Here is a 22,206-nt window from a genome sequence, read left to right as displayed (position 1 = left end):
GTCCCTCCGTCGCGGTCACGGTCGCCGGGCGGCGGCCGCGTCCGTCATGGGTCGGTGCGTTCGGTCGGTACGGTTCAGCCGGTACGGCCCGGGATGGCGCTCCACTCCTTCCCGTTCGCGGGGCACGAACTGCCGTTCGCGGGCAGGGAGCCGTAGAGCAGGAAGTCGTCGACCCTGCGGTGCACGCACACCGAGGAGCCGTATCCGGTGTGGCCGTCGCCCTTGTTGTCGAGCACCACGGCCGACGGGCCGAGCCGCCGGGCGGTCTCCACCGTCCACGGGTACGGCGTCGCCGGGTCTCCGCGGGTGCCCACGAGCAGCATCCGCGCCGTGTCCACGTCCTTCACCCGGTCGCGGATGAAGTCGGTGCCCTTGGGACGGCCGTAGCACATCAGCAGCTGGGTGAGCCGGTAGCGGCCGAAGACCGGGGACGCCTCGTCGTAGGCGGCGCCGAGCCGCCTGAGGTCCCCGGCGATCCGCGCGGCACCGGGCCGGTCGGGGTCGTCCGCGCAGTTGATCGCCATCAGCGCGGCTCGCAGATTGTCGGGCGGCACGTCCTCGGGGTCGGCCAGACCGCCGGCGGACGGCGGACTGCCGCGGCCCGCGCTCCTCGTCAGGCCCGCGCCGGGGGTGGCGAAGGCCAGGATGCCCCGGGGATCGCCGTCCCGCGTCACCGAGGTCAGCGCCCGCTCCAGCATCGGCCACGAGGTCCTGCTGTACAGGCCCTGTACCAGGGCGGCCACCAGGTCCTGGCCGGAGAACGGCTCGCCGCCCTCCGTGGTGACCGGGCGCCGGTCCAGCGAGCGCACCAGCCGGACCACCTCGTCGCCGGCCGCGCGCCGGTCCTGCCCGAACGGACAGCCGGCGTTCCCCGCACACCAGTCCAGGAAGTCGTCCAGCGCCGCCTGCTGCCCCTGCGCGCCCGCGATCCCCTGCTCCGCGAGCGACTCGGTCAGGGTGTCCACGCCGTCCAGGGCCATCCGGCCGACCTGGTGCGGGAACTGGGCGGCGTAGACCGCGCCCAGCCGCGTCCCGTAGGAGAAGCCCAGATAGTTCAGCTTCTTCTCGCCGAGGGCCTGCCGGATGACGTCCAGGTCCCGGGAGGCGTTCACCGTCCCTATGTACGGCAGCACCGCACCGGAACTGCGGGCGCACGCGGCGGCGGCGCGCCGCAACTGCCGCAGCAGCGCCTGGGGATGCGCGAGGTCGGCGTCCCCGGCGACGCCCGCCGCCTGGTCGTCGTCGCCACAGCTGACGGGGGAGGAGCGGCCGACGCCGCGGGGGTCGAAGGTGACCACGTCGTAGCCGTTGGTCAGATCCATGAACTGCCTGCCGTCGTACGCCAGTTCGTCGATGCCCGCGCCTCCGGGGCCGCCGAAGTTCAGCACCACGGAATGGTGCGAGGCGCCCGTGGCGCGGTAGCGGGCCAGCGCGATGTCGAGCGTGCCGACCTCCGGCCTGGCGTAGTCGAGCGGGACCGTCACCTTTCCGCACTGGAGGTCCCTCGGCATCTCCGGGCCCGCGCAGGCGCCCCAGGCCACCTGCTGCCGGTAGAACCGGGTGAGGTCGGGGCCCCGCGGTGCGGCGGGCGCCGCGGTCGCGGGCAGGGCGGAGCCGAGCAGCGCCAGGGCGAGGACTCCGGTACCCGCACAGCGCCGCACGGCGTACCGTGAGCACAGCTTGGCCAGCATCGATAGCCTCCCGGGGCGCCCGCAGCGGACCGGGACGGCGCCCTTTCGCTCACCATAAGTGGGCCCCGGGCGGCCCGCCTCCGGACGGGCGGAACGCCGTGCGGTGCCGTATGCTCCCGCGCCGTCGGCCCCTTTTTGTTGATCATTGATCGGCTTTACCAGCAGTTCGACGGTCATGCCACTCGATGGGGTGAAAGACCGATGAGCCATAACTAGGCCGGTTCGTCTGCGTTTTACGTGGTGCGGGTGAGTACCCGCGAACATGTCTGGAAGGCAGGGAACCAATGAGACGGGCTACCCGAAACGGTGTGATCGCCGCCGTCGCCGCCTCCGGCGCGATGGCCCTGGCGTGGCCGGCGTCCGCCGCGTTCGCGGCCGACGGCGCGAGCGCCGACGGAGTCGCGGCCGGCTCGCCCGGACTGATCTCCGGCAACGGCATCCAGCTGCCGGTGGACGTCCCGGTGAACGTGTGCGGCAACACGGTCGACGTCGTGGGACTGCTCAACCCGACCGCGGGCAACACCTGCGCGAACAACGCGGGCGGCGCCCGGGGCGGATCGAGCACCTCCGGCGGGGCCACGGCCCACGGCACCGCCGCGCACTCCCCTGGGGTGATCTCCGGAAACGGCGTCCAGCTGCCCGTCGACCTGCCGGTCAACATCAGCGGCAACAGCGTCAACGTGGTGGGACTGCTCAACCCGGCCATGGGCAACACCTCCGTGAACGGCGGCGGCGAGACCCCGCGGCACCCGGTCACGCCCACGCCCGAGCCGCCGGCCCCCGTCCGGCACCACCCGGCCCCGCATACCCCGCGTCCCGCACCGGAGCCGGTGGCCGGCACGCTGGCCCACACCGGCGCCGACCTGACCGCCCCCGCGGCGGCCGCCAGTGCGGCGCTCCTGCTCACGGGCACGATCCTCTACCGCCGCTGCCGTCCGGCCCGCGGCCGCTGATCCCCACCCCGTCCCAGGCCTCCACCGGCCACCGGGCCCCCACCGTCCATCTCCCGACCAGGACGCCGGCCCGGTGGAGCCTCGCGGCGACACCGAACTCCCCGCAGCGCGGGGGAAGTAGAGTGACCAGGTGACGGACGGCATACGACGGCGGTGGCGAGCGCTGCCCCCCTGGGCTCGCGTACTCCTCCTCGTCCACGCCGCCGGATTCCTGGAGGGCACCGGCTGGCACGCCGCCGACCTGGCCCGGCGCGGCCCGCACGCCTACTCCTCCTTCCCGCTCGTGCTCCAGGTGTTCTTCGTCGCGCTGGTCGTCCTCGATCCGCTGGTCGCCGTCCTGGTACTGGGTGCCCGCCGGGCGGGCGTCCCGTCCGCCGGTGCGGTGGTGGCGGCGGACGCGTTCGCCAACTGGTTCGTCAACTGGTCCTGGCTGAACGCCGACTGGACGCGGCTGCTGCGGCCCGTGGGGCTGCTCCCGATCACCCTCTTCGCGCTGTTCGTCCTCGCCACGTCCCGCCCCCTGTGGCGTGCGTTGTCGGCTGATCCTGTCGTGGCGTGTGCGGCGTCGATCCGGGAGGATGCTCCGAACGGCCCGGTCGAGGGCCGTACCGACCACGGCAGTCAGCCCCGACGGAACGGAGCGCACCGATGACCTCTTCCGCCCCCCAGGACCTCGTCGTCACCCAGGCCGGCCTCGCCGACTGGCCGGTGATCAGCGGGTGGGCGGCGGCGGAGGGCTGGAACCCCGGGCTGTCCGACGGGCCCGCCTTCTTCGCCCAGGACACCGAGGGCTTCTTCCTCGGCCGGATCGACGGGGAGCCGGTCTCGGCCATCTCCGTCGTCAACTACGGCGCCGACTACGCCTTCCTCGGCTGCTATCTCGTCCGCCCCGACCTGCGCGGCCACGGCCACGGCCTCACCACCTGGAAGACCGCCCTGGCCCACGCCGGGAACCGCACCGTGGGCCTGGACGGAGTCGTCGCCCAGCAGGACAACTACCGCCAGTCCGGCTTCCGGCTCGCCTACCGCACCATCCGGTTCACCGGCACCGCCCCCGAGGCCGCCGTGCCCGCCGGCGTCCGCCCGGCCACCCCCGGCGACCTGGCCGCGATCACCGCCTACGACGCCGCCTGTCACCCCGCCGACCGGCCCCGCTTCCTCGCCGAGTGGCTCACCACCCCCGGCCACCGCGCCTTCGTCCGCCACGACGACGGCCGCCTCACCGGCTACGCGGTCCTCCGCCCCGGCCACGACGCCCTGCGCGTCGGCCCGCTCCTCGCCGACACCACCGAGGACGCCCGCGCCCTGTTCACCGCGCTGACCGCCGAGGCCGCGGGCCGGGAACTCGCCGTCGACGTCCCCGAGCCCAACGCCGACGGCATCGCCCTCGCCGAGGCGGCCGGCCTCGCCCCCTCCTTCGAGACGGCCCGCATGTACACCGGCCCGGTCCGCCCTCACGCCCAGGAACGGGTGTTCGGCGTGACCACCCTCGAACTGGGCTGAACCGCAATTGCGTTGCCGTGCCCGCTCCCGCGTGGTCGAGTGTGCCGCCATGGAGAGAGACGAGATCCTGGCCCGGTACGACCGCGACCTGCGTGAGCACGCCGCACCCGACGGTCCCGGCGCCCGCGTCGAGCGGGCCGGGAAGGTGGTGCGGCAGATCGCGGACGCGCACGGCTGGAACGGTGTGCTCTGGTCCGCCCTCGACGAAGGGGGCGCGGACGAGGCGATCCGGGAGCAGATCGCCTGCTTCACCGCCCTCGGCCATGACTTCGAGTGGAAACTGCACGGCCACGACCGGCCCCAGGACCTCGGCGCCCGGCTGGTCGCGGCCGGGTTCCGGGCCGAGCCCGCCGAGACGCTGATGATCGGCGAGATCGAACGGCTCGACCTGGACGCCCGGCTCCCCGACGGGGTACGGCTGGTGGAGGCCACCGACGCGGCCGGGGCCGACCTCGCCGTGACCGTGCACGAGCGGGCCTTCGGCACCGACGGCACCGGTCTGCGCCGGCGCCTGCTCGACCGGCTGGCGGCTGATCCGGGCACGGTGGTCGCCGTCGTCGCGCTGGCCGGCGAGGAACCCGTCGGCGCCGCCCGGCTGGAACTCGTCCCCCGCACCCCGTTCGCCGGGCTGTGGGGCGGCGGCACCGTCGAGGCGTGGCGGGGGCGGGGCCTGTACCGCGCCCTCGTCGCCCATCGCGCCCGCGTCGCCGCCGCCCACGGCCGCCGCTACCTCCAGGTCGACGCCTCGCCCATGAGCCGTCCGATCCTGGAACGCCTCGGTTTCCTCCCGCTCACCACCACGACCCCGTACCTGTACGAACAGCCCGGCCGCTGAACGGCGGTCAGCGGCGCGCCCGGTCGAGTGCGCTCACCCCCACCGCCGCCAGGGCGATCTGGATGAGCCACTCGATCCAGTCCGGCCCCTTGGTGTCCGCGACCCCGATCCCCGCGGCGATCGCCGAGCCGACCAGCGCGGCGACGATGCCGACGACGACGGTCCACAGGATCCCGATGTGCTGCCGCCCCGGCACGACGAGCCGGCCCAGCACACCGATGACCAGACCGATGACAATGGCGCTGATGAGGCCTGATATCTCCATCTCCACCCCTCCGCACGGCATACCCCTACCTGGTGAAGGTGCCCGCAGCTGGCACGGACAGTCCGGTCCGGTTTATTGCCCGGACTTTCTGTTCACCGGCGCTTCATGCCATGTACCTTTCAAGCCGTCGACGCGTGTAGAACCCTCAAGCCGGTTCTACGCGCGCAGATTTGGCGCCGCAACTCCTCTTCCCCACACCCCACGACGGAGGTTCGCCGGATGCTCGGATCCAGGAGATCCCGACGCAGACTCACCACCGCACTCGCCGGCTTCGGCCTGCTCCTGACCGGAGCCGCCGTACAGGCCGGTGCGAGCACGCCCGCCCGGGCGGCGACCGCGACCACCCATCGCGTCCTGTTCGACAACGCCCACGCCGAGACGGCCGGCAACGCCGACTGGGTCATCTCCACCAGCCAGCCCGACCCGCTCGCCCAGAATCCCTCCCCGTCGGCCGAGACGGACTGGACCGGCGCCCTGTCCTCCTGGGGCGTGGCACTGCAGAAGACCGGCGGTTACAGCCTGAAGACGCTTCCGTCCGGCCAGAGCCTGAGCTACGGCGGCTCGTCCGCGCTGGACCTGTCCAACTTCGACACCCTGGTGCTGCCGGAGCCCAACACGCTGTTCACGACCGCCGAGAAGACGGCGATCATGACCTTCGTGAAGAACGGCGGCGGCCTGTTCATGATCTCCGATCACACCGGTGCCGACCGCAACAACGACGGCGCCGACGCGGTCAAGATCCTCAACGACCTGATGACGAACAACAGTGTCGACTCCTCCGACCCGTTCGGCTTCTCGATCGACGCCCTCGACATCAGCTCCGGCTACCCGGCCGCGATCAACGACAGCACCGACCCGGTGCTGAACGGCTCCTTCGGCAAGGTCACCAAGAGCCTGTTCGCCGACGGGACGACCGCCACCCTCAAGCCCTCCGACAACTCCTCCGTCAAGGGCCTGGTCTACCGCAGCGGTTACTCGGGCAACACCGGGGCCTTCTTCCTGACCAGCACCTTCGGCAGCGGCCGCGTCGCCTTCTGGGGCGACAGCTCGCCGATCGACGACGGCACCGGCAGCTCCGGCAACACCCTGTACGACGGCTGGAACGACTCCGGCGCCACCAACGCGCCCCTCGCCCTCAACGCCACCGCGTGGCTGGCCGGGGCCGGCGGCACCAGCGGCGGCGGTGGCGGCACCGGCGGTGGCGGCACGGGCACCTGCACCGCGGGCCAGCTCCTGGGCAACAACGGCTTCGAGTCCGGCAACACCACCTGGAGCGCGTCCAGCGGCGTCATCACCAACTCCGCGAGCGAGCCCGCGCACTCGGGCTCGTACGACGCCTGGCTCGACGGCTACGGCACCGCCACCACCGACACGCTCTCCCAGACGGTGACGATCCCGGCCGGCTGCACCTCGGCCAAGCTGAGCTTCTACCTGCACGTCGACACGGCCGAGACCTCGACCAGCACCGCCTACGACACCCTCAAGGCGCAGGTGCTCAACGGCTCCGGCACGGTCCTCGGCACCCTGGCGACGTACTCGAACCTGGACGCCGCCTCCGGCTACACCCAGCGCAGCTTCGACCTCAGCGGCTACGCCGGGCAGACCGTCACCCTGAAGTTCACCGGCACCGAGGGCTCCAAGTACCAGACCTCGTTCGTCCTGGACGACACCGCGCTGAACGTCGCCTGACCCGAGGAACGCGCAGGGGGGCGGGCCCGGCGGGGCCCGCCCCCCTCGTCATGCCGCCGGCACGGTCCGGTCCGGGGTGTTCCACCCGGAGACCCGCACCCGGGGCGCCGCGCCGTGCAGGTCGGCCGTGCGGTAGACGGCGGTCAGCGTCACCGACTCGCCCGGCCACAGTCCGACCTCGTTGTCCGACCAGCGCACCGGCAGCACCGGCGCCCCGCGTCCGTCCACCAGGTGCACGTCCGTCAGCAGCGAGGGTGTCGCGCCGTCCGTGGTGTTCCGCAGCGTCACGGTCGTGGTCGACACACCGCCCGCGGACCGGGTGCCGGCCGTCACCGTCACCGGGACCCGAGCCATCGAGGCCAGGCCGGTGAGGTCGGCGTGGCCGGTCGTCGGCGTGTACCACCAGGTGGTGCGGTCCCAGTCGAGGACGTCGGGGCGGGTGGACAGCCAGTACACGTTCCGGCTCACCTCCCGGCCGTCCGCGTCGGTCAGCACCAGCCGCAGCAGATACGTCCGGGCCAGGCCGGGCACCGACCGGGGCAGGGTCAGCGCGGTGGCGTGGGCCCCGTCCCCGGCCACCGACACATCGCCGGCCCTGCCGTCGTAGCGCAGGGTGCCGTCCGGGTCGAAGAGCGTGGCCCGCGCGGTGAGACCGTCGGCGGCCGCGTGCCGGTTGTTCACCACCGCCACCGTCCGGTCGTCGTAGGAATACTGGATGTGCAGCGGCTCGTTGGCCTTCTTCGCGCCGAAGTAGGCGCCGCCCTGGTCGAGATAACGGTCCGTCAGCTGCCAGTGCAGGGAGGTCCAGCCGCTGTTGAACATCCAGTGCACGACCCCGGTCGCGGGCGCGTCGGTGTCGGTCGCGTTGCGTCCGTACGCCTCGAACTGGGCGCGCACGTTCTCGTACTGGGCCAGTTGCGCCTTGCGCACGTAGTCGGCGAGGCCGGCGGGGGAGCCGTAGCGGGCGGCGAGGGCGTCGTCGTACAGCGCCAGCGTGCCGAAGGTGGCGGAGGGCGAGCGGTGGTACTGCTTCGCCTTCGGGTCCTTCCAGAGGGTGTCGAGTTCGGCCGGGGTGAGCATCCGGCGCAGGGTGTCCAGGGTGGGCACGCTCGGGCCCGCGCTGGTCTCGGAGTTGAAGCCGGTCGCGCCGCCCTCGCGCTTCGCGTACCAGTAACCGGGCGGCACCCAGTCGTAGGGGCCGGTCATCTTCATGCCCGAACGGCCGAGCCGCGGCGAGGACTTGTCGGAGGCGGCGGGGATCACCGGGAGGTTCCAGTCGGCGTCGCGCAGGGCGTCCAGGTAGTCCTTCTCGATCCTGGCGTCGGGCGCGAAGTCGCTGCCGATCAGGAAGGACAGCACGCTCGGGTGGTCCCGCAGCCGGGCGGCCTCGGCGGCCATCGACGCCTTCGCCACCGGATAGTCGCCCGGGGTCCACTGCTCCCCGTTCTCCGTGCCGTTGACCTGGCCCTCCCACTTGTCGCAGCACTCCCAGCCGGGCAGGGTCAGCACGCCGTACCGGTCCGACAGCGCGAAGAACTCGTCCGGCTCCAGATGCCCTTCCAGGCGCAGGGTGTTGAGGCCGAGGTCGACGGCGTACCGCAGCCGGTCCTCGACGTAGCGGGGGTCCCAGCGCAGGAACTCGTCGGGTGACCAGCCGCCGCCCCTGACCAGCAGCGGGCGCCCGTTGATCCGGTACTGGCGGGCCCCGGCGGCGTTCAGCGGCGCCTGGACGTCCCGGATGCCGAAGGTCTCGTGCGCGGTGTCCGACGGCGTGCCGGACACGCTCGCGGTGAGGTCGAGGGAGTACAGCGGCTGCCCGCCCATCCCGGCCGGCCACCACACCCTCGGCGCGGTCAGGCGCAGCCCGGGAACGTCTGCGGGGGAGAAGGTGACGGTCCTCGTCTCGTGCGCGGCGAGCCGTACGGTCGTGCGCAGACGCGTCCCGGCGACCCGGCCGGCGACCTCCGCGGTGACCGGGGAACCGGTGTCGTTGCGCACCTTCGCCCGCACCGTCAGGTCGGCGGTGGCCAGGGACGGCACGGCCAGCCTGGTGACCACGTGCGCGTCGCGCAGCGCCACCGGCCCGCCCCGGCGCACCAGTACGTCCCGGACGATGCCCATGTTCCGGTCCGGCGGCGGCTGGAGCCAGTCGAGCCACCCCATGGTCAGGTCCTTGCTCGGCTGGTTGGGCCGGATGCGGAAGGCGACCGTGTTGCGGCCGGCCCGGACCAGCGCGGTGACGTCCAGCTCGTGCCGGGTGTACGCACCGGTCACGTCCGCGGCCCGGGCCACCCGGTGGCCGTTGAGGTAGACGTCGGCCGCCGAGACGACCCCGCTGAAGTCGAGGTAGGTGCGCCGGCCGGTGTCGCGCAGGAGGAAGTCGGCGCGGTACCACCAGGGCACCTCGAAGTCGGCCTTCGGGATCTTCTCCAGGTTGGTGGAGCGGAACGGGTCGGGGTACTTCCCGGCGGCGAGCAGCGCGGCCAGCACGGTGGAGCGGGGGCCCGCCGGGTACCAGCCCCGCGCCGGGTAGCCGGGGGAGGAGACGGCGGCCGGGGAGTCGGCCGTGCGCGCCGTGGACTGGATGGCGTAGCCGGCCAGCGGGGTGGCGGCACCGGCGGCCGGGGCCACCTCGGTGGTCCGGGCGGGGCCCATCGGCGCCGCGACGGGCCGCAGCGGGGGCCCGGGGGAGCGGGGGTCCACCCAGGCGCCGGTGGCGAGGGAGCCGAGCAGGGCGAGGAGGCCGGTGGCCGCGGCGAGCCTCAGGCCGGGGGCGGGGCGAGGGAACACAGACGGTCTCCAGGCTCGCAAAGTTAGGAAACTTTACTAACCGGGCTTAAGCTAGGCGGCCCCCCGGACACTGTCAACGACCCCCGCCCCGGCGCCCGCTGAATCTCCGTCACCTTCCTTCTCCCGGCGCCCGGATTCTCGTAAGGTCCCCTACCCGACGCCTCCCCGACGGTCCCAGGAGTCCCCATGTCCGGTAGCCCGCCGCCCCCGGGCGGCTTCGTGCGACGGGTCGGGCTGTTCCAGGCCACGGCCATCAACATGAGCCAGATGTGCGGCATCGGCCCCTTCGTCACCATCCCGCTGATGGTCGCCGCGTTCGGCGGTCCGCAGGCGGTTATCGGTTTCGTCGCGGGCGCGGTGCTGGCCCTGTGCGACGGGCTGGTCTGGGCCGAACTGGGCGCCTCCATGCCCGGCTCCGGCGGCAGCTACGTCTATCTGCGCCAGGCCTTCCAGTACCGCACCGGCCGGCTGATGCCGTTCCTGTTCGTGTGGACGGCGATGCTCTTCATCCCGCTGATCATGTCCACCGGCGTGGTCGGTTTCGTCCAGTACCTCGGCTACCTCGCCCCCGGCCTCGGCCGGACCGCCGGCGATCTGATCGGCCTGGGCGTCATCGCCCTGGTGGTGCTCCTGCTGTGGCGCGGCATCGAGCACATCGCGCGGATCACCGCGGTGATGTGGACCGTGATGATCGCCTCGGTGGTCCTGGTGATCGCGGCCGCCGCCTCGCACTTCAGCCCGCACCTCGCCTTCGCCTACCCGGCGCACGCCTTCGACCTGACCGACGGCGCCTTCTGGACCGGGTTCGCCGCGGGCCTGACCATCGGCGTCTACGACTACCTCGGCTACAACACCACCGCCTACATGGGCGCCGAGATCAAGGACCCCGGCCGGGTCCTGCCGCGCTCCATCCTCCTGTCGATCGCCGGCATCATGGCGATCTACCTGCTGCTCCAGATTGGCACGCTCGGCGTCGTCGACTGGCACCGCATGACGGACCCGCACGACGTCGCCGCCACCTCGGTGGCCTCCGCGGTGCTGGAGAGGACATGGGGGAGGGGAGCCGCCGACACGGTCACCGTGCTCATCCTGGTCACCGCGTTCGCCTCGGTGTTCACGGGCCTGCTGGGCGGCTCCCGGGTGCCGTACGACGCGGCGCGCGACCGGGTCTTCTTCCGGCCGTACGAGCGGCTGCACCCCCGGCACCGCTTCCCCACCCTGGGCCTGGCCACCATGGGCGTGATCACCGCCGTCGGCTTCCTGATCGGCCGGCACACCGATCTCGCCACCCTGATCCAGCTGCTCACCACGGTGATGGTGATCGTCCAGGCGCTCGCCCAGATCGTCGCGCTGACGGTGCTGCGCGCCCGGCAGCCGGGCCTGCACCGGCCGTACCGGATGTGGCTCTACCCGGTGCCCGGCCTCGTGGCCTTCGTCGGCTGGTGCGTGATCTACGGCTACGCCGACCGCAACTCCCCGGGCCGCCACCCCATCGAGTGGTCCCTGGCCTGGCTCGTCCTCGGGTGCGTGGCCTTCCTGGTGTGGGCCGCGCTGGAGCGGGTCTGGCCGTTCGGGGCGAAGGAGATCGGCGAGGACTTCCTGGCGGCTGGGAAGGCGCAGGCGGAGGCGGAGGCGGAGGCGGTCTGAGGCTCGATGCGCTAAGATCCCTGCTCGACGTGAAAGCCTCCCCGGCACGGACGAAGTCCGCCGGGGAGGCTTTCGTTCATGACAGAGAACCAGATCCGCACCACCAGTGACGACACGGAAGTCCGCGTCCGCCCCGCGACCCCGGCGGACCGGCCCGCCGTCGAGCGGCTGTGGCTGATGTTCCGCCACGACCTGTCCGAGTTCCAGGGCGACCTGCCCGCCGCCGACGGCACCTTCCGCAGCGAGCGCGTCGACGCCGCCTTCTCCGCGCCCGGCTGGGCGCCCTACCTGCTGACCCGCGGTGATCGCGCCGCCGGGCTCGCCTTCGTGCGCGGGCTCGACGGTCCGGTGCGGGTGCTCAACAGCTTCTTCGTGGCGCGCGGGGCGCGGCGCGCCGGGGTCGGTCTGCGGGCCGCGCGGGAGGTGCTGCGACGGCATCCAGGGCGCTGGGAAATCGCGTTCCAGGAGAACAACCCGGGGGCGGTCGCGTTCTGGCACCGCCTCGCCGAGGACCTCGCCCCGGGCGGCTGGACCCGTGAGGCGCGGCCGGTGCCGGGCCGCCCGGAGCTGCCGCCGGACCTGTGGATCTCCCTGACCGTGCGGCCCTGACCGGACAGGCGGGAGGGCCGGTCCGCACGGGGCGCACCGGCCCTCCGTCGTTCTTCCTTCCTTGCGCTTCTTCCCTTGCTCGACGGTCTCTCCTTCCCGTGCTCTCCCGTTGTGCTTCCTTCCCCGCTAGGGCCTGGGGGTGCTCTTCGCCGCCGTGGCGGCGCAGACGAGTCCGAGGGCGAGCGTCAGCGCTCCGATGACGACGTTGTTGATGATCACGCCGGTGTCCGGGGCGCTGCCCACGATCCAGGGAGCGATGATCATCCAGATGCCCAGCGCGCACATGGCCCAGCTGAGGCCGTACATCCGCTCGGGCGCCCTGGTGAAGCCGAGTGCCAGCAGCCCGATGGCGATGCCCATGATCAGGTTGTGGGTCATCAGCGCGGGCTGGCTGGTGGTGTAGTGCACGATCCAGGGGGACGCCGCGCAGTACAGGCCGAGCAGGAACACAGGCCCGTCCACGAGCGCCACATCACGGCCGCCGAGCATGCGGGCGTAGCGTTCCCGCATTTCGCCGACATCGGGATGGGTCGACATGTCGCCCCTGTGCGAGACGTTGGCCATGACTCTCGTCTCCTTCGGCTGTGCGGGCCAGACCGCTTCCGCCGCGTCGTTCGGGAAGCGCGGCACTACCCATTTTGCTCTTATTCATGGCTTATGTGTAGAGCGGGGCGGATTGTGATGTACGGAGGTCGGGGAGCGGCTCGCGGGCGATCAACCGGCCCTGACAGACTGCCTTTTCCTGACATGCGCATCGCGAGGTGTGGGGGCCTCGGTCACCCTCGGACTGCCCGCCGTGTGGACCCTGCACGACATCGAAGAGATCGTCATGGTGCCGCGCCGGCTGCGCGCCCGGGTGCCCGAGCTGCGCGAACGGTTGACCGGGGTGCCCGAGGCGGTGTGGCGGGGGCTGGAGTCCGTGGACCGGAGGGGCTTCGACACGGCGGTCGCCGCGATGGCGGTCGTCGTGTGCGCGGCCGCCGCCGACGGATGGCGCACGGGCGGGCGCTCCGCCGTGTACCAGACCGCGCTCAACGCCTTCGGCCCGCACGGCCTGGTCCATCTGGCACAGGCGGCCCTCGTGCGCGCCACACCCCGGGCTCGGCGACCACACCGGTGCTGGTGCTGCCCTTCACCCTGTGGGCACGCTCCCGGCTGCGTGCCGCCGGGGTGCTGCGGCCCACCCGCCCACGCGACGCGGCCCGGCGCCTGGCGTTCGCCGCGGCGGCCACGGCCGGCGCCCACGCCCTGTCCCACCGCCTGCGCCACCGCTGAGACCTGCGGGGGCGCGAGCGGGGGAGCGGGGCCCGTGTTCCGGGGTCCGGCCGGTGGCCTGGATCGGCCGGCCCCGGCTGTGCGCCGGGCGCCGGGTCGGTGGGGCGTGGCGGCTGCCGCCCTGGGCGCGTCGGCGTTCGCGGGGCCGGTGACCGGCCGGGGCCGGGGCGGGCCGATCGACCGGCGGGGCAAGGGAGTTCGCCGGGCGAGGCCGCCCACGGTGTGTGTGGCACACTCCGCCGAATGATCTCCGAAACAGTCACCGCGCAAGCCTCCGGCAGCTTCCGGATGGGCGATCTGACCGTGCACCGCGTCGGCCTCGGGGCCATGCGGCTCACCGGCAGCGCCGCCTTCCACCTGGGCACGCCCAGCGACCGGGAGCGCTCGATCACCGTGCTGCGCCGGGCCGTCGAACTCGGCGTGAACCACATCGACACCGCCGCCTTCTACTTCTCCGCCCGCCGCTCCGCCAACGAACTGATCAACACGGCCCTCGCCCCGTACGCCGACGACCTGGTGATCGCCGTCAAGGTGGGCCCGTTCCGGGAATGGTCCGGCGAGTGGGGCACCTCCGCGCGCCCCGACCAGCTGCGCGGCCATGTCGAGGAGAACCTGCGCCAGCTCGGCCGCGACCACCTCGACCTGGTCTATCTGCGCCGGATGCGCCAGGACTCCATCGCCGAGCACTTCGGCGCCCTCGCCGAACTGCGCGAGGCGGGGCTGATCCGCCACCTCGGCGTCTCGTGCGTCTCGCCCCGGCACCTGACCGAGGCGCTGGGCGTAGCCCCGGTCGTCGCCGTGCAGAACCGGTACGGCCTCGGCACCCCCGACCCCGAGGCCGACGAGCTGCTGCGGATGTGCGGCGAGCGCGGCATCGCCTTCGTGCCGTACTACGCCATGGCCGGCAAGGGCGCCGAGGCCGGTGCCGTCGAGCCGGGCCCGGACGACGAGGTACGGGCCGTGGCCCGCGCGCACGGGGCGAGCCCCGCCCAGGTGCGGCTCGCCTGGACCCTCCAGCAGGGCCCGCACGTCCTCGCCATCCCCGGCACCGGAAACCCCGACCACCTCGTACAGAACATCGCCGCCGGCGCCCTGCGCCTCACCCCCGGCGAGCTGGGCCGGCTCCGTGCGGCGGCGCCTCGGGCGTAGGGGCTCCCCGGCGGGTACCGGCCGGCCGGGGGCAGGGACGACGGCACGGCCGGACCCCGCGACGTCACCCACTCGGACACCGCCGGCGGTCCGGGGCGGTTCCGGGCGCCCGTATGACTACCATCGTGTAGACGGTCCGCACACGACGAGGACGGGGTGAGAACGTATCCATGACCGACGGCAAGGACGAACGCCGGCCGGCCGGTGAACTGGAGGCGAGCGTCTTGGCCGCGCTCTGGGCCGCCGGCGGGCCCCGCACCCCCGGACAGGTCCAGGCCGTCCTGGGCGCGGACCTGGCCCGCACGACGGTGACGACGATCCTCAGCAGGCTGCACGACAAGGGCGTCGTCGAGCGGCAGCGCAAGGGGCGCGGCTATGTGTACTCCCCGGTCCAGGAGGTCCAGGACGCCCATGGCCTCACGGCCCGCCGGATGCACAGCGAACTGGACCGGGACAGCGACCGGCAGACGGTGCTCGCCCGCTTCGTCGCCCAGCTCAGCCCGGACGACGAGCGCATCCTGCGGGACCTGCTGGAATCCGACGGCCGATGACCGCGCTGCTGTTGCTGCCCCTGCTGCTGCCCTGCGTGCTGCCGGCGCTGGCCCGGCGGGCGCTGGCCCGGCTGGCCCCGGCCGCCGCGCTGTGGGCGGTCACCGGCTGCGCGGTCGCGCTCGCGGGCTGCTCGCTCGCCGCGCTGGGCGCCTTCGTGCTGATCGGGCTGCTCAAGCTCCCCCTCTTCGCCGCGTTCGGCGAGTTGACCCACCCGCTGCACACCGCACCGGCCCTGATCGTCGTACCGGCCGCCGCCACCTCCGTCGGCGTCCTCGCGGTCTGCTCCTGGACCCTCGTGCGGTCGGTGCTGCGGCAGAGCCGGGCCTTCCGGGCGGCCCGCACCGAGGCCGGCAGCGGTCCCGCCGCCGGTGACCTGTGCGTGGTGGACTCGCCCCGCCCCGACGCCTACGCCCTGCCCGGCCGCCCGCACCGCATCGTCGTCACCACCGCCATGCTGCGCAGCCTCGACGGCGCCGAGCGGGAGGCGCTGTTCGCGCACGAGCGGGCCCACAACGAGGGCGGCCACCACTACTTCCTCGCCGCCGCCGAACTCGCCGCGCACTGCCACCCGGCCCTGCGCCCGGTCCGCGAGACCATCCGGCTCGCCGTGGAGCGCACCGCCGACGAGGCCGCGGCCGCCTCGGTGGGCGACCGGCGGCTGACCGCCCGGGCCATCGCCCGCGCCGCGCTCGCCGGGCACGCGGCCGGCACCCCGCGCCCCGACTTCGCCGCCGCCGCGACCGCGGGGCCCGTGCCCCAGCGGGTCCAGGCCCTCCTGGACACCCCTCGGGCACCCCGCGCCGGGCGCGCCGTCGCCGCCCTGCTCGTCGTCTGCACCGCCCTGTCCGGCGTGACCGCCGGGGCGGGGCTGGCGGACTTCCATCACCGGGTGGAGGTGGCGCAGGGCGAGGAGACGCCCTGACGCACCGAGACCCCGGTCACCGCACCGGGTAACGCGCGTAGACAAGGAAGTGGCGTCCGCGTCGTTTTACGTATAACCTCACCGGCTAACCACCCCCGTCGGCACCGTCGGCCGCCTTGATCGACCCCGGTACAACCCGCTGAGGAACGCCCTGCCATGACCGCCCCCCGCATCGACACCGACACCATCGCCCGCCTGCCCAAGGCCGTGCTGCACGACCACCTCGACGGCGGTCTGCGTCCCGCCACCGTCGTGGAGCTGGCCGCCGAGGCCGGCCACCGGCTGCCCACCACCGACCCGGACGAGCTGGCCGCCTGGTACGTCGAGGCCGCCAACTCCGGTGACCTGGTGCGCTACATAGCCACCTTCGAGCACACCCTCGCCGTCATGCAGACCCGCGAGGGCCTGCTGCGCACCGCCGAGGAGTACGTGCTCGACCTCGCCGCCGACGGCGTGGTCTACGGCGAGGTGCGCTACGCCCCCGAGCTGAACACCCGCGGCGGGCTGGGCCTCGCCGAGGTGGTGGAGGCGGTGCAGGAGGGCCTGGCCGCCGGCATGGCGAAGGCGGCGGCCGCCGGAACCCCGGTGCGGGTCGGCACGCTGCTGTGCGGCATGCGGATGTTCGACCGGGTCCGGGAGGCCGCCGACCTGGCCGTCGCCTACCGGGACGCGGGGGTCGTCGGCTTCGACATCGCCGGTGCCGAGGACGGCTTCCCGCCCGCCGACCACCTGGCCGCCTTCGAGCACCTGCGCCGCGAGAGCGTGCCGTTCACCATCCACGCCGGGGAGGCGTACGGGCTGCCCAGCATCCACCAGGCCGTCCAGGTGTGCGGTGCCCAGCGCATCGGACACGGGGTGCGCCTGACCGAGGACATCGTGGACGGCAAGCTCGGCCGGCTCGCCTCCTGGGTGCGCGACCGCCGGATCGCCCTGGAGATGTGCCCCACCTCCAACCTCCAGACCGGCTGCGCCACCTCGATCGCCGAGCACCCCGTCACGGCGCTGAAGGACCTCGGCTTCCGGGTCACCGTGAACACCGACAACCGGCTGGTGTCGGGGACGACGATGACCCGGGAGATGGGGCTGCTGGTCGAGGAGGCCGGCTGGACGGCCGAGGACCTGCGCACCGTCACGGTGAACGCCGTCAAGAGCGCGTTCATCCCGTTCGACGAGCGCAAGGCCCTCATCGAGGACGTGATCCTGCCCGGTTACGCGCCCGTGCTCTGAAGCAGACCCTTGAGGTAGGCGGCCTGTCCGATGTGCTGGAGATCGTCGGACAGGACGCTCACCAGGCGCACCCCCAGGGTGACCGGCGGGTCCCAGCGCTCGTCCACGACGCGTTCGAGGTCCTTCGCGGCGAGGGAGCGCAGGGCGCCGAGGGTCTGCTCGTGCACGGCGTCGTAGTACCCGGTCAGCAGCTCGGCGCTGTCGACCCGAACCTTGGCGACCTTGGCGGGGGTGTGCCCGTACCCGATGTCCTGCCGGGGCAGATCGAGGCCGAACCGTTTCTCCCAACCCTGCTCGAGCCATACCTGGCCGAGCCCGAAGGCGTCGGCCACATGGTCGTCCTGTACCCGCGTGAGGTGCCAGACCAGCCAGGCGACGGTGTTGGCGCCGGGGGCCGGACGGTGGTTCAGCTCGTCCGGTCCGAGGCCGTCGAGGGTGTCGTGGACTTCTTCCTGGATGCGGCCGTAGCCGTCGATGAGGATGTCCTTCGCATGCATACCGTCCACCATCACAGATCGGCGGCGCTCCCGCGTGCGCAATTCAGGACGGCGACGCCCCGCCCTCCGTCTCCAGCAGGGTGATCAGCGCGCGGGCGGCGGGGCTGGTGGAGCGCTCGGGCGGCAGCAGGGCCGCCGTCTCGTACTCCGCCTCGCCCGTGCCCTTCAGCGGCAGCGCGGCGAGCGTGGGCCGCTTGTGCCGGAAGTGGCGGGGCACGACCGCGATCCCGAGGTTCTCGTCCACCAGGTCCAGCAGGCTGTGCACGTCGTTGACCTCCAGCGCGACCGTGCGCCGTACCCCGGCCGCGGCGAACGCGGCGTCGGTGGCCCGGCGCGGACCCCAGTCCGGGTGGAAGTCGACGAACACCTCCCCGGCGAGGTCGTCCGGGGCGAGCAGCGCCCCGGCGGCGGTCAGCCGGTGGCTCGGATGGCACAGCACCGTCATCGGCTCACTGGTCAGCGCCACCGAGCGCAGCTGGTCGCCGTCCGCCCGGGTGCGGTAGGCGAACGCCAGATCGAGGCGTCCGGCCGCGACCTCCTCGGCCAGCTCGCCCGAGCCCGCCTGGCGCAGCCGGATCTCCACGTCCGGATGCCGGCCCCGGAAGGCCGCGAGCAGCCGGGCCACGTGCACCCCGGCGATGCACTGCTCGGTGCCCAGCGCCAGCGTGCCGCGCAGCACGCCCTGCACCGCGGCCACCGCCTCGTGCGCCGCGCGCACCTGCGCGAGCACCCGCTCGGCCTCCACCAGCAGCGCCCGCCCCGCCTCCGTCAGCGTCACGCGCCGGGTGGTGCGCACGAACAGCGGCGCCCGCAGCTCCCGCTCCAGCGCCCGGATGGACGCGGACAGGCCCGACTGGGACACCATCAGGCGCTCGGCGGCCCGGGTGAAGTGCTGGTCCTCGGCGACCGCGACGAAGTGCTGGAGATGGCGCAGTTCCATGATTGAGCAGCCTAGTCGCTCAATTCCATCCGATTCTCCGGTTGGACCGCTGGCCGCCCTCCGGGGAATCCTGGGGTCCGTAGATCCACGCCCATCCCCTGGAGTCGCGTTGTACACCGCATCCCCCGACCGTTACGCCGAGATGCCCTACCGGCGCACCGGGCGCAGCGGGTTGAAGCTGCCCGCGCTGTCGCTCGGCCTGTGGCACAACTTCGGTCCCGACCGTCCGGTGGAGACCCAACGGGCCATCCTGCGCCGGGCCTTCGACCTGGGCGTCACCCACTTCGACCTGGCCAACAACTACGGCCCGCCGCCCGGCGCCGCCGAGTCCGCGTTCGGCGCCGCCCTCGCCGCCGACCTCGCCCCGTACCGCGACGAAATGGTGATCTCCACCAAGGCCGGCTATCTGATGTGGCCGGGGCCGTACGGGGAGTTCGGCTCGCGCAAGTACCTGCTGGCCTCCCTGGACCAGAGCCTGCGACGGATGGGCCTGGAGTACGTCGACATCTTCTACTCCCACCGCCCCGACCCGCAGACTCCGCTGGAGGAGACGATGGGCGCCCTGCACACGGCGGTCCAGCAGGGCAAGGCGCTCTACGTCGGCATCTCCAACTACTCCGCCGAGCAGACCCGTCAGGCCGCCCGCATCCTCGCCGGACTCGGCACCCCGCTCCTCATCCACCAGCCGCGCTACTCCCTGCTCGACCGGCGCCCCGAGGACGAGGGCCTGCTCGACGCCCTGGACGAGCTCGGCACCGGCTCCATCGTCTACTCCCCGCTGGAGCAGGGCCTGCTCACCGGCCGCTACCTCGACGGCATCCCGGCGGGCTCCCGCGCCGCGGGCGACAGCCCCTTCCTGAAGCCGGAGGCGGTCACCGAGGACCTGCTCGGGCGGCTGCGCGCGCTGGCGGAGATCGCCGCCGCCCGCGGCCAGAGCCTCGCCCAGCTGGCCCTGGCCTGGGTGCTGCGCGGCGGCAGGGTCACCTCCGCCCTGGTCGGCGCGAGCAGCCCCGAGCAACTGGCGGACAGCGTGGGCGCGCTGCGCAACCTGGACTTCGACGCCGGGGAACTCGAGCGGATCGACGCGATCGTACGGTCGTGAGGCCGCCGCGGCCCTGCCGTGCCCGCCGGGGCCCGGCGGGCCGGCGCCCCCACCGGGGCCCGGCTTCCTCCCCGTCCGGGGTGGGCGAGCCGGGCCCCGGTGCCGTCACGCACCCGCCGGCACCCGGTCCAGGAAGCCCAGCACCTGCCGGATACGGCCCTCGGCGTCCAGCGTGACCACGTCGAACCCGGCGACCGGCGCCGAGCCGTCGGCCTCGTTCACCAGCTCCCAGCCGAAGCGCGCGGTGTCGTGGTGGCCGTCCACCGCGCCGAGCGGACGGAAGACGAACCCCGGGAACTGCTCGTGCGCGGCGGTGATCACGGCGGCGACGCCCTCGTGCCCGCGGACGTCGGCGAGCGGGTCGGTGTAGCCGCCATCCGGGGTCCACGCGGCGGCGACCGCCTTGCGCAGCGCCTCCGGCTCGGTGGCGTTCCAGGCCTCGAAGTAACGGGCGGCAGCGCTCTCGTAGCGGTCGGTGTTCTCGGACATGGTGAATCAGCCTCCGTCGAGGGTCGTCTGTGCTGGTCGGAACCCGGATCGCGGTCTCGCCGACCCGGTGTGAACACCTTGCCGCACCGCCGCCCCGCGGGTCGATTACCTCCGGGGTCATGCCCCAACGCCCCGATGACACCGGGTCATCCAAGTCAAAAAGGGCGGGAGGAATGCCGACAGACTGGCCGGAAAATCGTGGTGACAGTGTTTCGGCCGGGGCGATACTCGACAACGAGGGGCACTTCACCGCACGGAGCCGCACCGAGAGCGAGGTCCGCCGGGCACACCCGGACGAGGCGACGGGGAGTGATACGTGCACGACGAGTTCCTGTGCCATGTCACGGCGTACGGGATGTGCGACGGCCGGCGCATCGGCGTACCTCTCGGCACCTACCGCGCGCCGACCCTGGCGCTGGCCCTGTGGTGGCTGCGCGACCGCGCGTCCTGGATCGCCGAGCGGCTGGACCCGAGCCCGGAGGCGGCCCCCTTCCCGGCCGGGGCGCTGGTGCCGGTCGCCGACACCGTGGCCGACGTCCCCGCCCTGCTGCGCGCCTGGTGCGCCGACGACGGCCAGCAGGAGCGCGTGGCCGACGAGCTGGCGGGCGGACGGCTGGTCAGGATCGCCGCCAGCGACGACACCACCGAGTACGAACTGCTCGCCGAGTCCGTCGACGCGCTACGGATGCAGCGCACCGTGCCCGCGCTCGTCGTGCCCATCGGCTGACCGGCCCGGTGCCTGGTGGCGGCGCAGCGGGCGGGCGAGCAGGGCGCCCAGGAAACCGGCGACCAGCCCCCACAGGGCGCCCAGCCCGACCGCCTGCCACAGCACCGGCCTGAGCAGCAGCTCCCCGGACAGACCGCCGCCCAGATCACCGATGCCCAGCAGGGACAGCCCGTAGTGGGCGGAGACCCGGCACAGCAGACAGATCATCAGCACCGTCAGGGCCAGTGCGACCCCCAGCCGCACGGCGGCCGACCACAACGGGGTGCCGGCCGGCGAGCGCAGCGCCGCCCGGACCGCCGCGACCAGCAGCAGCGCCCCGGCGGCCACCGGCAGCCACCACATCCGCCCGTCGTACCCGGTCAGCGTGCGCAGGTTCAGCTCGGAGACGTCCGGGGTGCGCAGCAGCACGTCCAGGATGTGCGGCACCGGCAGCCCGAACGGGCCGTCCACCCGGCCCTGCCAGGTCGCCCCGAGGCCGACGGTCAGCGCCGGCCACACCAGATTGGGCAGGCCGAGCAGGATCAGCGCGAACGTCGTCCGGGCATGCCCCCGGGTGCCCGCCGTGACCAGCGCGACGACGAGGCCCACGACGACGGCGGCCAGCAGCAGTTCCACCATCGCGCGGGCCGCGGGCCGCACCCGCGCCCGCCGGTGCGGCAGCCGCCCCGGCAGTGGCACCCCGCGCGCGACCAGGAGCGCGATCACCAGCACCCCGGCCAGCCACAGCAGCGCGAACAGCACACTCGACGGCACGTCCGCGGCGAACCCGATCCGCGGCTCCGCCTCGAACAACTGCGTGAGATCGCTGAGGGTCCCACTGCCCACGTCCACCGCGAACGTCTGCCGGGCCGCGAAGGCGAGCCCGGTCAGCGCGAGCAGCCACAGCACCACGATGCGGGCGGCCCAGCGGGCCAGTTCCCCGGCCGTGACGACCGTCCGGTGCCGCAGCGGACGCAGGAAGCCCGCACCGATCACCAGGGCACCGGCGAGCGCCACCGACAGGGGGAGTACGGTGATACCGGCCTCGGTCCTGGCCAGGGTACCCGCGTTCCCGGTGAGCCGGACGCTGCCGCCGACCGCCGTGACCACGGTGGCGGCCAGCACCCGTGGGAACGCGCCGTCGGGCAGCCCCGCCGCACCCGCCGCCCACAGCCCGGCCGCGGCCACCAGCACCATCACCGCGACCCCGGTCAGCACCACGGCCAGGGCCTCGGGCAGGCCGTGCCGGGCGGCGGGCCGCACGCAGACGGTCACAGGGCTCACGTCTGCCACGCTAGGCAGCGACCGGGCTCCCTGCCCGCCGGGTGGTCCGTCCGCGCCGCGGGCCGGTCCGGCGCCGTGACG

The 22,206-nt window shown here is 73.4% G+C and carries 21 protein-coding genes and 1 pseudogene; 14 read left to right on the top strand and 8 right to left on the bottom strand.

Features of this window, described 5'->3' with window-relative positions; translation table 11 throughout:
* Nucleotides 1-74: 74 nt before the first annotated feature.
* A complete protein-coding gene (locus BLW85_RS05745) occupies nucleotides 75-1,691 on the bottom strand; it encodes an alpha/beta hydrolase (RefSeq protein WP_074991186.1) in 1,617 nt (538 codons plus the stop codon).
* A gap of 308 nt (nucleotides 1,692-1,999) precedes the next feature.
* On the opposite strand from BLW85_RS05745, the gene BLW85_RS05740 reads away from it, so the two are divergent.
* The 4 genes from BLW85_RS05740 to BLW85_RS05725 all read left to right on the top strand — a co-directional run bounded on the left by BLW85_RS05740 (nucleotide 2,000) and on the right by BLW85_RS05725 (nucleotide 4,982).
* Entirely contained in the window at nucleotides 2,000-2,644 is a 645-nt protein-coding gene (locus BLW85_RS05740; protein WP_074991183.1) for a chaplin, read from the top strand.
* Nucleotides 2,645-2,774: 130 nt separating this feature from the next.
* Nucleotides 2,775-3,296 (top strand): hypothetical protein, encoded by a 522-nt coding sequence (locus BLW85_RS05735; protein WP_074991180.1) that lies wholly within the window; start codon nucleotides 2,775-2,777, stop codon nucleotides 3,294-3,296.
* Nucleotides 3,293-4,147 carry a GNAT family N-acetyltransferase gene (locus tag BLW85_RS05730; RefSeq protein WP_074991178.1) on the top strand — a complete coding sequence of 285 codons (855 nt, stop codon included), beginning with the start codon at nucleotides 3,293-3,295 and terminating at the stop codon, nucleotides 4,145-4,147. Before BLW85_RS05735 ends, BLW85_RS05730 begins: the two co-directional genes overlap by 4 nt.
* A gap of 49 nt (nucleotides 4,148-4,196) precedes the next feature.
* Nucleotides 4,197-4,982: a GNAT family N-acetyltransferase gene (locus BLW85_RS05725; RefSeq protein WP_070026635.1), complete on the top strand. Its 786-nt coding sequence runs from the start codon at nucleotides 4,197-4,199 to the stop codon at nucleotides 4,980-4,982.
* Nucleotides 4,983-4,989: 7 nt separating this feature from the next.
* On the opposite strand, the gene BLW85_RS05720 is transcribed toward BLW85_RS05725, so the two are convergent.
* A complete protein-coding gene (locus tag BLW85_RS05720) occupies nucleotides 4,990-5,247 on the bottom strand; it encodes a GlsB/YeaQ/YmgE family stress response membrane protein (protein ID WP_074991175.1) in 258 nt (85 codons plus the stop codon).
* A 219-nt stretch (nucleotides 5,248-5,466) separates the two neighbouring features.
* On the opposite strand from BLW85_RS05720, the gene BLW85_RS05715 reads away from it, so the two are divergent.
* Nucleotides 5,467-6,936, top strand: coding sequence for a M6 family metallopeptidase (locus tag BLW85_RS05715; protein WP_074991173.1), 1,470 nt, complete (start codon nucleotides 5,467-5,469; stop codon nucleotides 6,934-6,936).
* Nucleotides 6,937-6,984: 48 nt separating this feature from the next.
* Here BLW85_RS05715 and BLW85_RS05710 read toward each other — a convergent pair whose 3' ends face one another.
* The gene (locus BLW85_RS05710) at nucleotides 6,985-9,726 is read right to left on the bottom strand and encodes a glycoside hydrolase family 2 protein (RefSeq protein ID WP_074991170.1); all 2,742 of its coding nucleotides are present in this window, start codon (nucleotides 9,724-9,726) and stop codon (nucleotides 6,985-6,987) included.
* 186 nt (nucleotides 9,727-9,912) lie between these two features.
* Here BLW85_RS05710 and BLW85_RS05705 point away from each other — a divergent pair, with 186 nt between their 5' ends.
* Complete coding sequence (locus BLW85_RS05705) at nucleotides 9,913-11,373, top strand: APC family permease (protein ID WP_074991167.1); 1,461 nt, start codon at nucleotides 9,913-9,915, stop codon at nucleotides 11,371-11,373.
* 78 nt (nucleotides 11,374-11,451) lie between these two features.
* Complete coding sequence (locus BLW85_RS05700; protein ID WP_074991165.1) at nucleotides 11,452-11,982, top strand: GNAT family N-acetyltransferase; 531 nt, start codon at nucleotides 11,452-11,454, stop codon at nucleotides 11,980-11,982.
* Between the two features lie 126 nt (nucleotides 11,983-12,108).
* Here BLW85_RS05700 and BLW85_RS05695 read toward each other — a convergent pair whose 3' ends face one another.
* Nucleotides 12,109-12,546: an SPW repeat protein gene (locus tag BLW85_RS05695; RefSeq protein ID WP_074991163.1), complete on the bottom strand. Its 438-nt coding sequence runs from the start codon at nucleotides 12,544-12,546 to the stop codon at nucleotides 12,109-12,111.
* A 199-nt stretch (nucleotides 12,547-12,745) separates the two neighbouring features.
* Between BLW85_RS05695 and BLW85_RS05690 the strand changes: the two are divergent.
* The 5 genes and pseudogenes from BLW85_RS05690 (at nucleotide 12,746) to BLW85_RS05670 (ending at nucleotide 17,107) form a co-directional block, all read left to right on the top strand.
* Nucleotides 12,746-13,257 (top strand): annotated as a pseudogene (locus BLW85_RS05690) (HXXEE domain-containing protein).
* Between the two features lie 243 nt (nucleotides 13,258-13,500).
* Complete coding sequence (locus BLW85_RS05685; protein WP_074991161.1) at nucleotides 13,501-14,406, top strand: aldo/keto reductase; 906 nt, start codon at nucleotides 13,501-13,503, stop codon at nucleotides 14,404-14,406.
* Nucleotides 14,407-14,576: 170 nt separating this feature from the next.
* Nucleotides 14,577-14,957: a BlaI/MecI/CopY family transcriptional regulator gene (locus tag BLW85_RS05680; RefSeq protein ID WP_070026643.1), complete on the top strand. Its 381-nt coding sequence runs from the start codon at nucleotides 14,577-14,579 to the stop codon at nucleotides 14,955-14,957.
* Nucleotides 14,954-15,880, top strand: coding sequence for a M56 family metallopeptidase (locus tag BLW85_RS05675; protein WP_070026644.1), 927 nt, complete (start codon nucleotides 14,954-14,956; stop codon nucleotides 15,878-15,880). Before BLW85_RS05680 ends, BLW85_RS05675 begins: the two co-directional genes overlap by 4 nt.
* Nucleotides 15,881-16,036: 156 nt before the next feature.
* Nucleotides 16,037-17,107: an adenosine deaminase gene (locus BLW85_RS05670; RefSeq protein WP_074991159.1), complete on the top strand. Its 1,071-nt coding sequence runs from the start codon at nucleotides 16,037-16,039 to the stop codon at nucleotides 17,105-17,107.
* Here the strand turns inward: BLW85_RS05670 and BLW85_RS05665 are convergent.
* On the bottom strand, nucleotides 17,089-17,604 hold the full coding sequence (locus BLW85_RS05665; protein WP_107409272.1) for a mycothiol transferase: 516 nt from the start codon (nucleotides 17,602-17,604) through the stop codon (nucleotides 17,089-17,091). The two genes, BLW85_RS05670 and BLW85_RS05665, sit on opposite strands and share 19 nt — an antisense overlap.
* Before the next feature lie 43 nt (nucleotides 17,605-17,647).
* Nucleotides 17,648-18,544 carry a LysR family transcriptional regulator gene (locus BLW85_RS05660; RefSeq protein ID WP_074991153.1) on the bottom strand — a complete coding sequence of 299 codons (897 nt, stop codon included), beginning with the start codon at nucleotides 18,542-18,544 and terminating at the stop codon, nucleotides 17,648-17,650.
* 109 nt (nucleotides 18,545-18,653) lie between these two features.
* On the opposite strand from BLW85_RS05660, the gene mgrA reads away from it, so the two are divergent.
* Nucleotides 18,654-19,646, top strand: a complete 993-nt coding sequence (gene mgrA / locus BLW85_RS05655; RefSeq protein ID WP_070026648.1) for an L-glyceraldehyde 3-phosphate reductase — start codon at nucleotides 18,654-18,656, stop codon at nucleotides 19,644-19,646.
* Nucleotides 19,647-19,751: 105 nt separating this feature from the next.
* Here the strand turns inward: mgrA and BLW85_RS05650 are convergent, their stop codons facing one another.
* Nucleotides 19,752-20,135 carry a nuclear transport factor 2 family protein gene (locus BLW85_RS05650; RefSeq protein WP_074991151.1) on the bottom strand — a complete coding sequence of 128 codons (384 nt, stop codon included), beginning with the start codon at nucleotides 20,133-20,135 and terminating at the stop codon, nucleotides 19,752-19,754.
* 316 nt (nucleotides 20,136-20,451) lie between these two features.
* On the opposite strand from BLW85_RS05650, the gene BLW85_RS05645 reads away from it, so the two are divergent.
* On the top strand, nucleotides 20,452-20,862 hold the full coding sequence (locus BLW85_RS05645) for a hypothetical protein (RefSeq protein ID WP_070026650.1): 411 nt from the start codon (nucleotides 20,452-20,454) through the stop codon (nucleotides 20,860-20,862).
* Here BLW85_RS05645 and BLW85_RS05640 read toward each other — a convergent pair.
* Nucleotides 20,815-22,125, bottom strand: coding sequence for a streptophobe family protein (locus tag BLW85_RS05640; RefSeq protein ID WP_074991149.1), 1,311 nt, complete (start codon nucleotides 22,123-22,125; stop codon nucleotides 20,815-20,817). The two genes, BLW85_RS05645 and BLW85_RS05640, sit on opposite strands and share 48 nt — an antisense overlap.
* Nucleotides 22,126-22,206: the final 81 nt, after the last annotated feature.

The organism is Streptomyces misionensis (genome assembly GCF_900104815.1).
GTDB lineage: Bacteria > Actinomycetota > Actinomycetes > Streptomycetales > Streptomycetaceae > Streptomyces > Streptomyces misionensis.
This window is presented reverse-complemented; position numbering and strand designations above follow the sequence as displayed.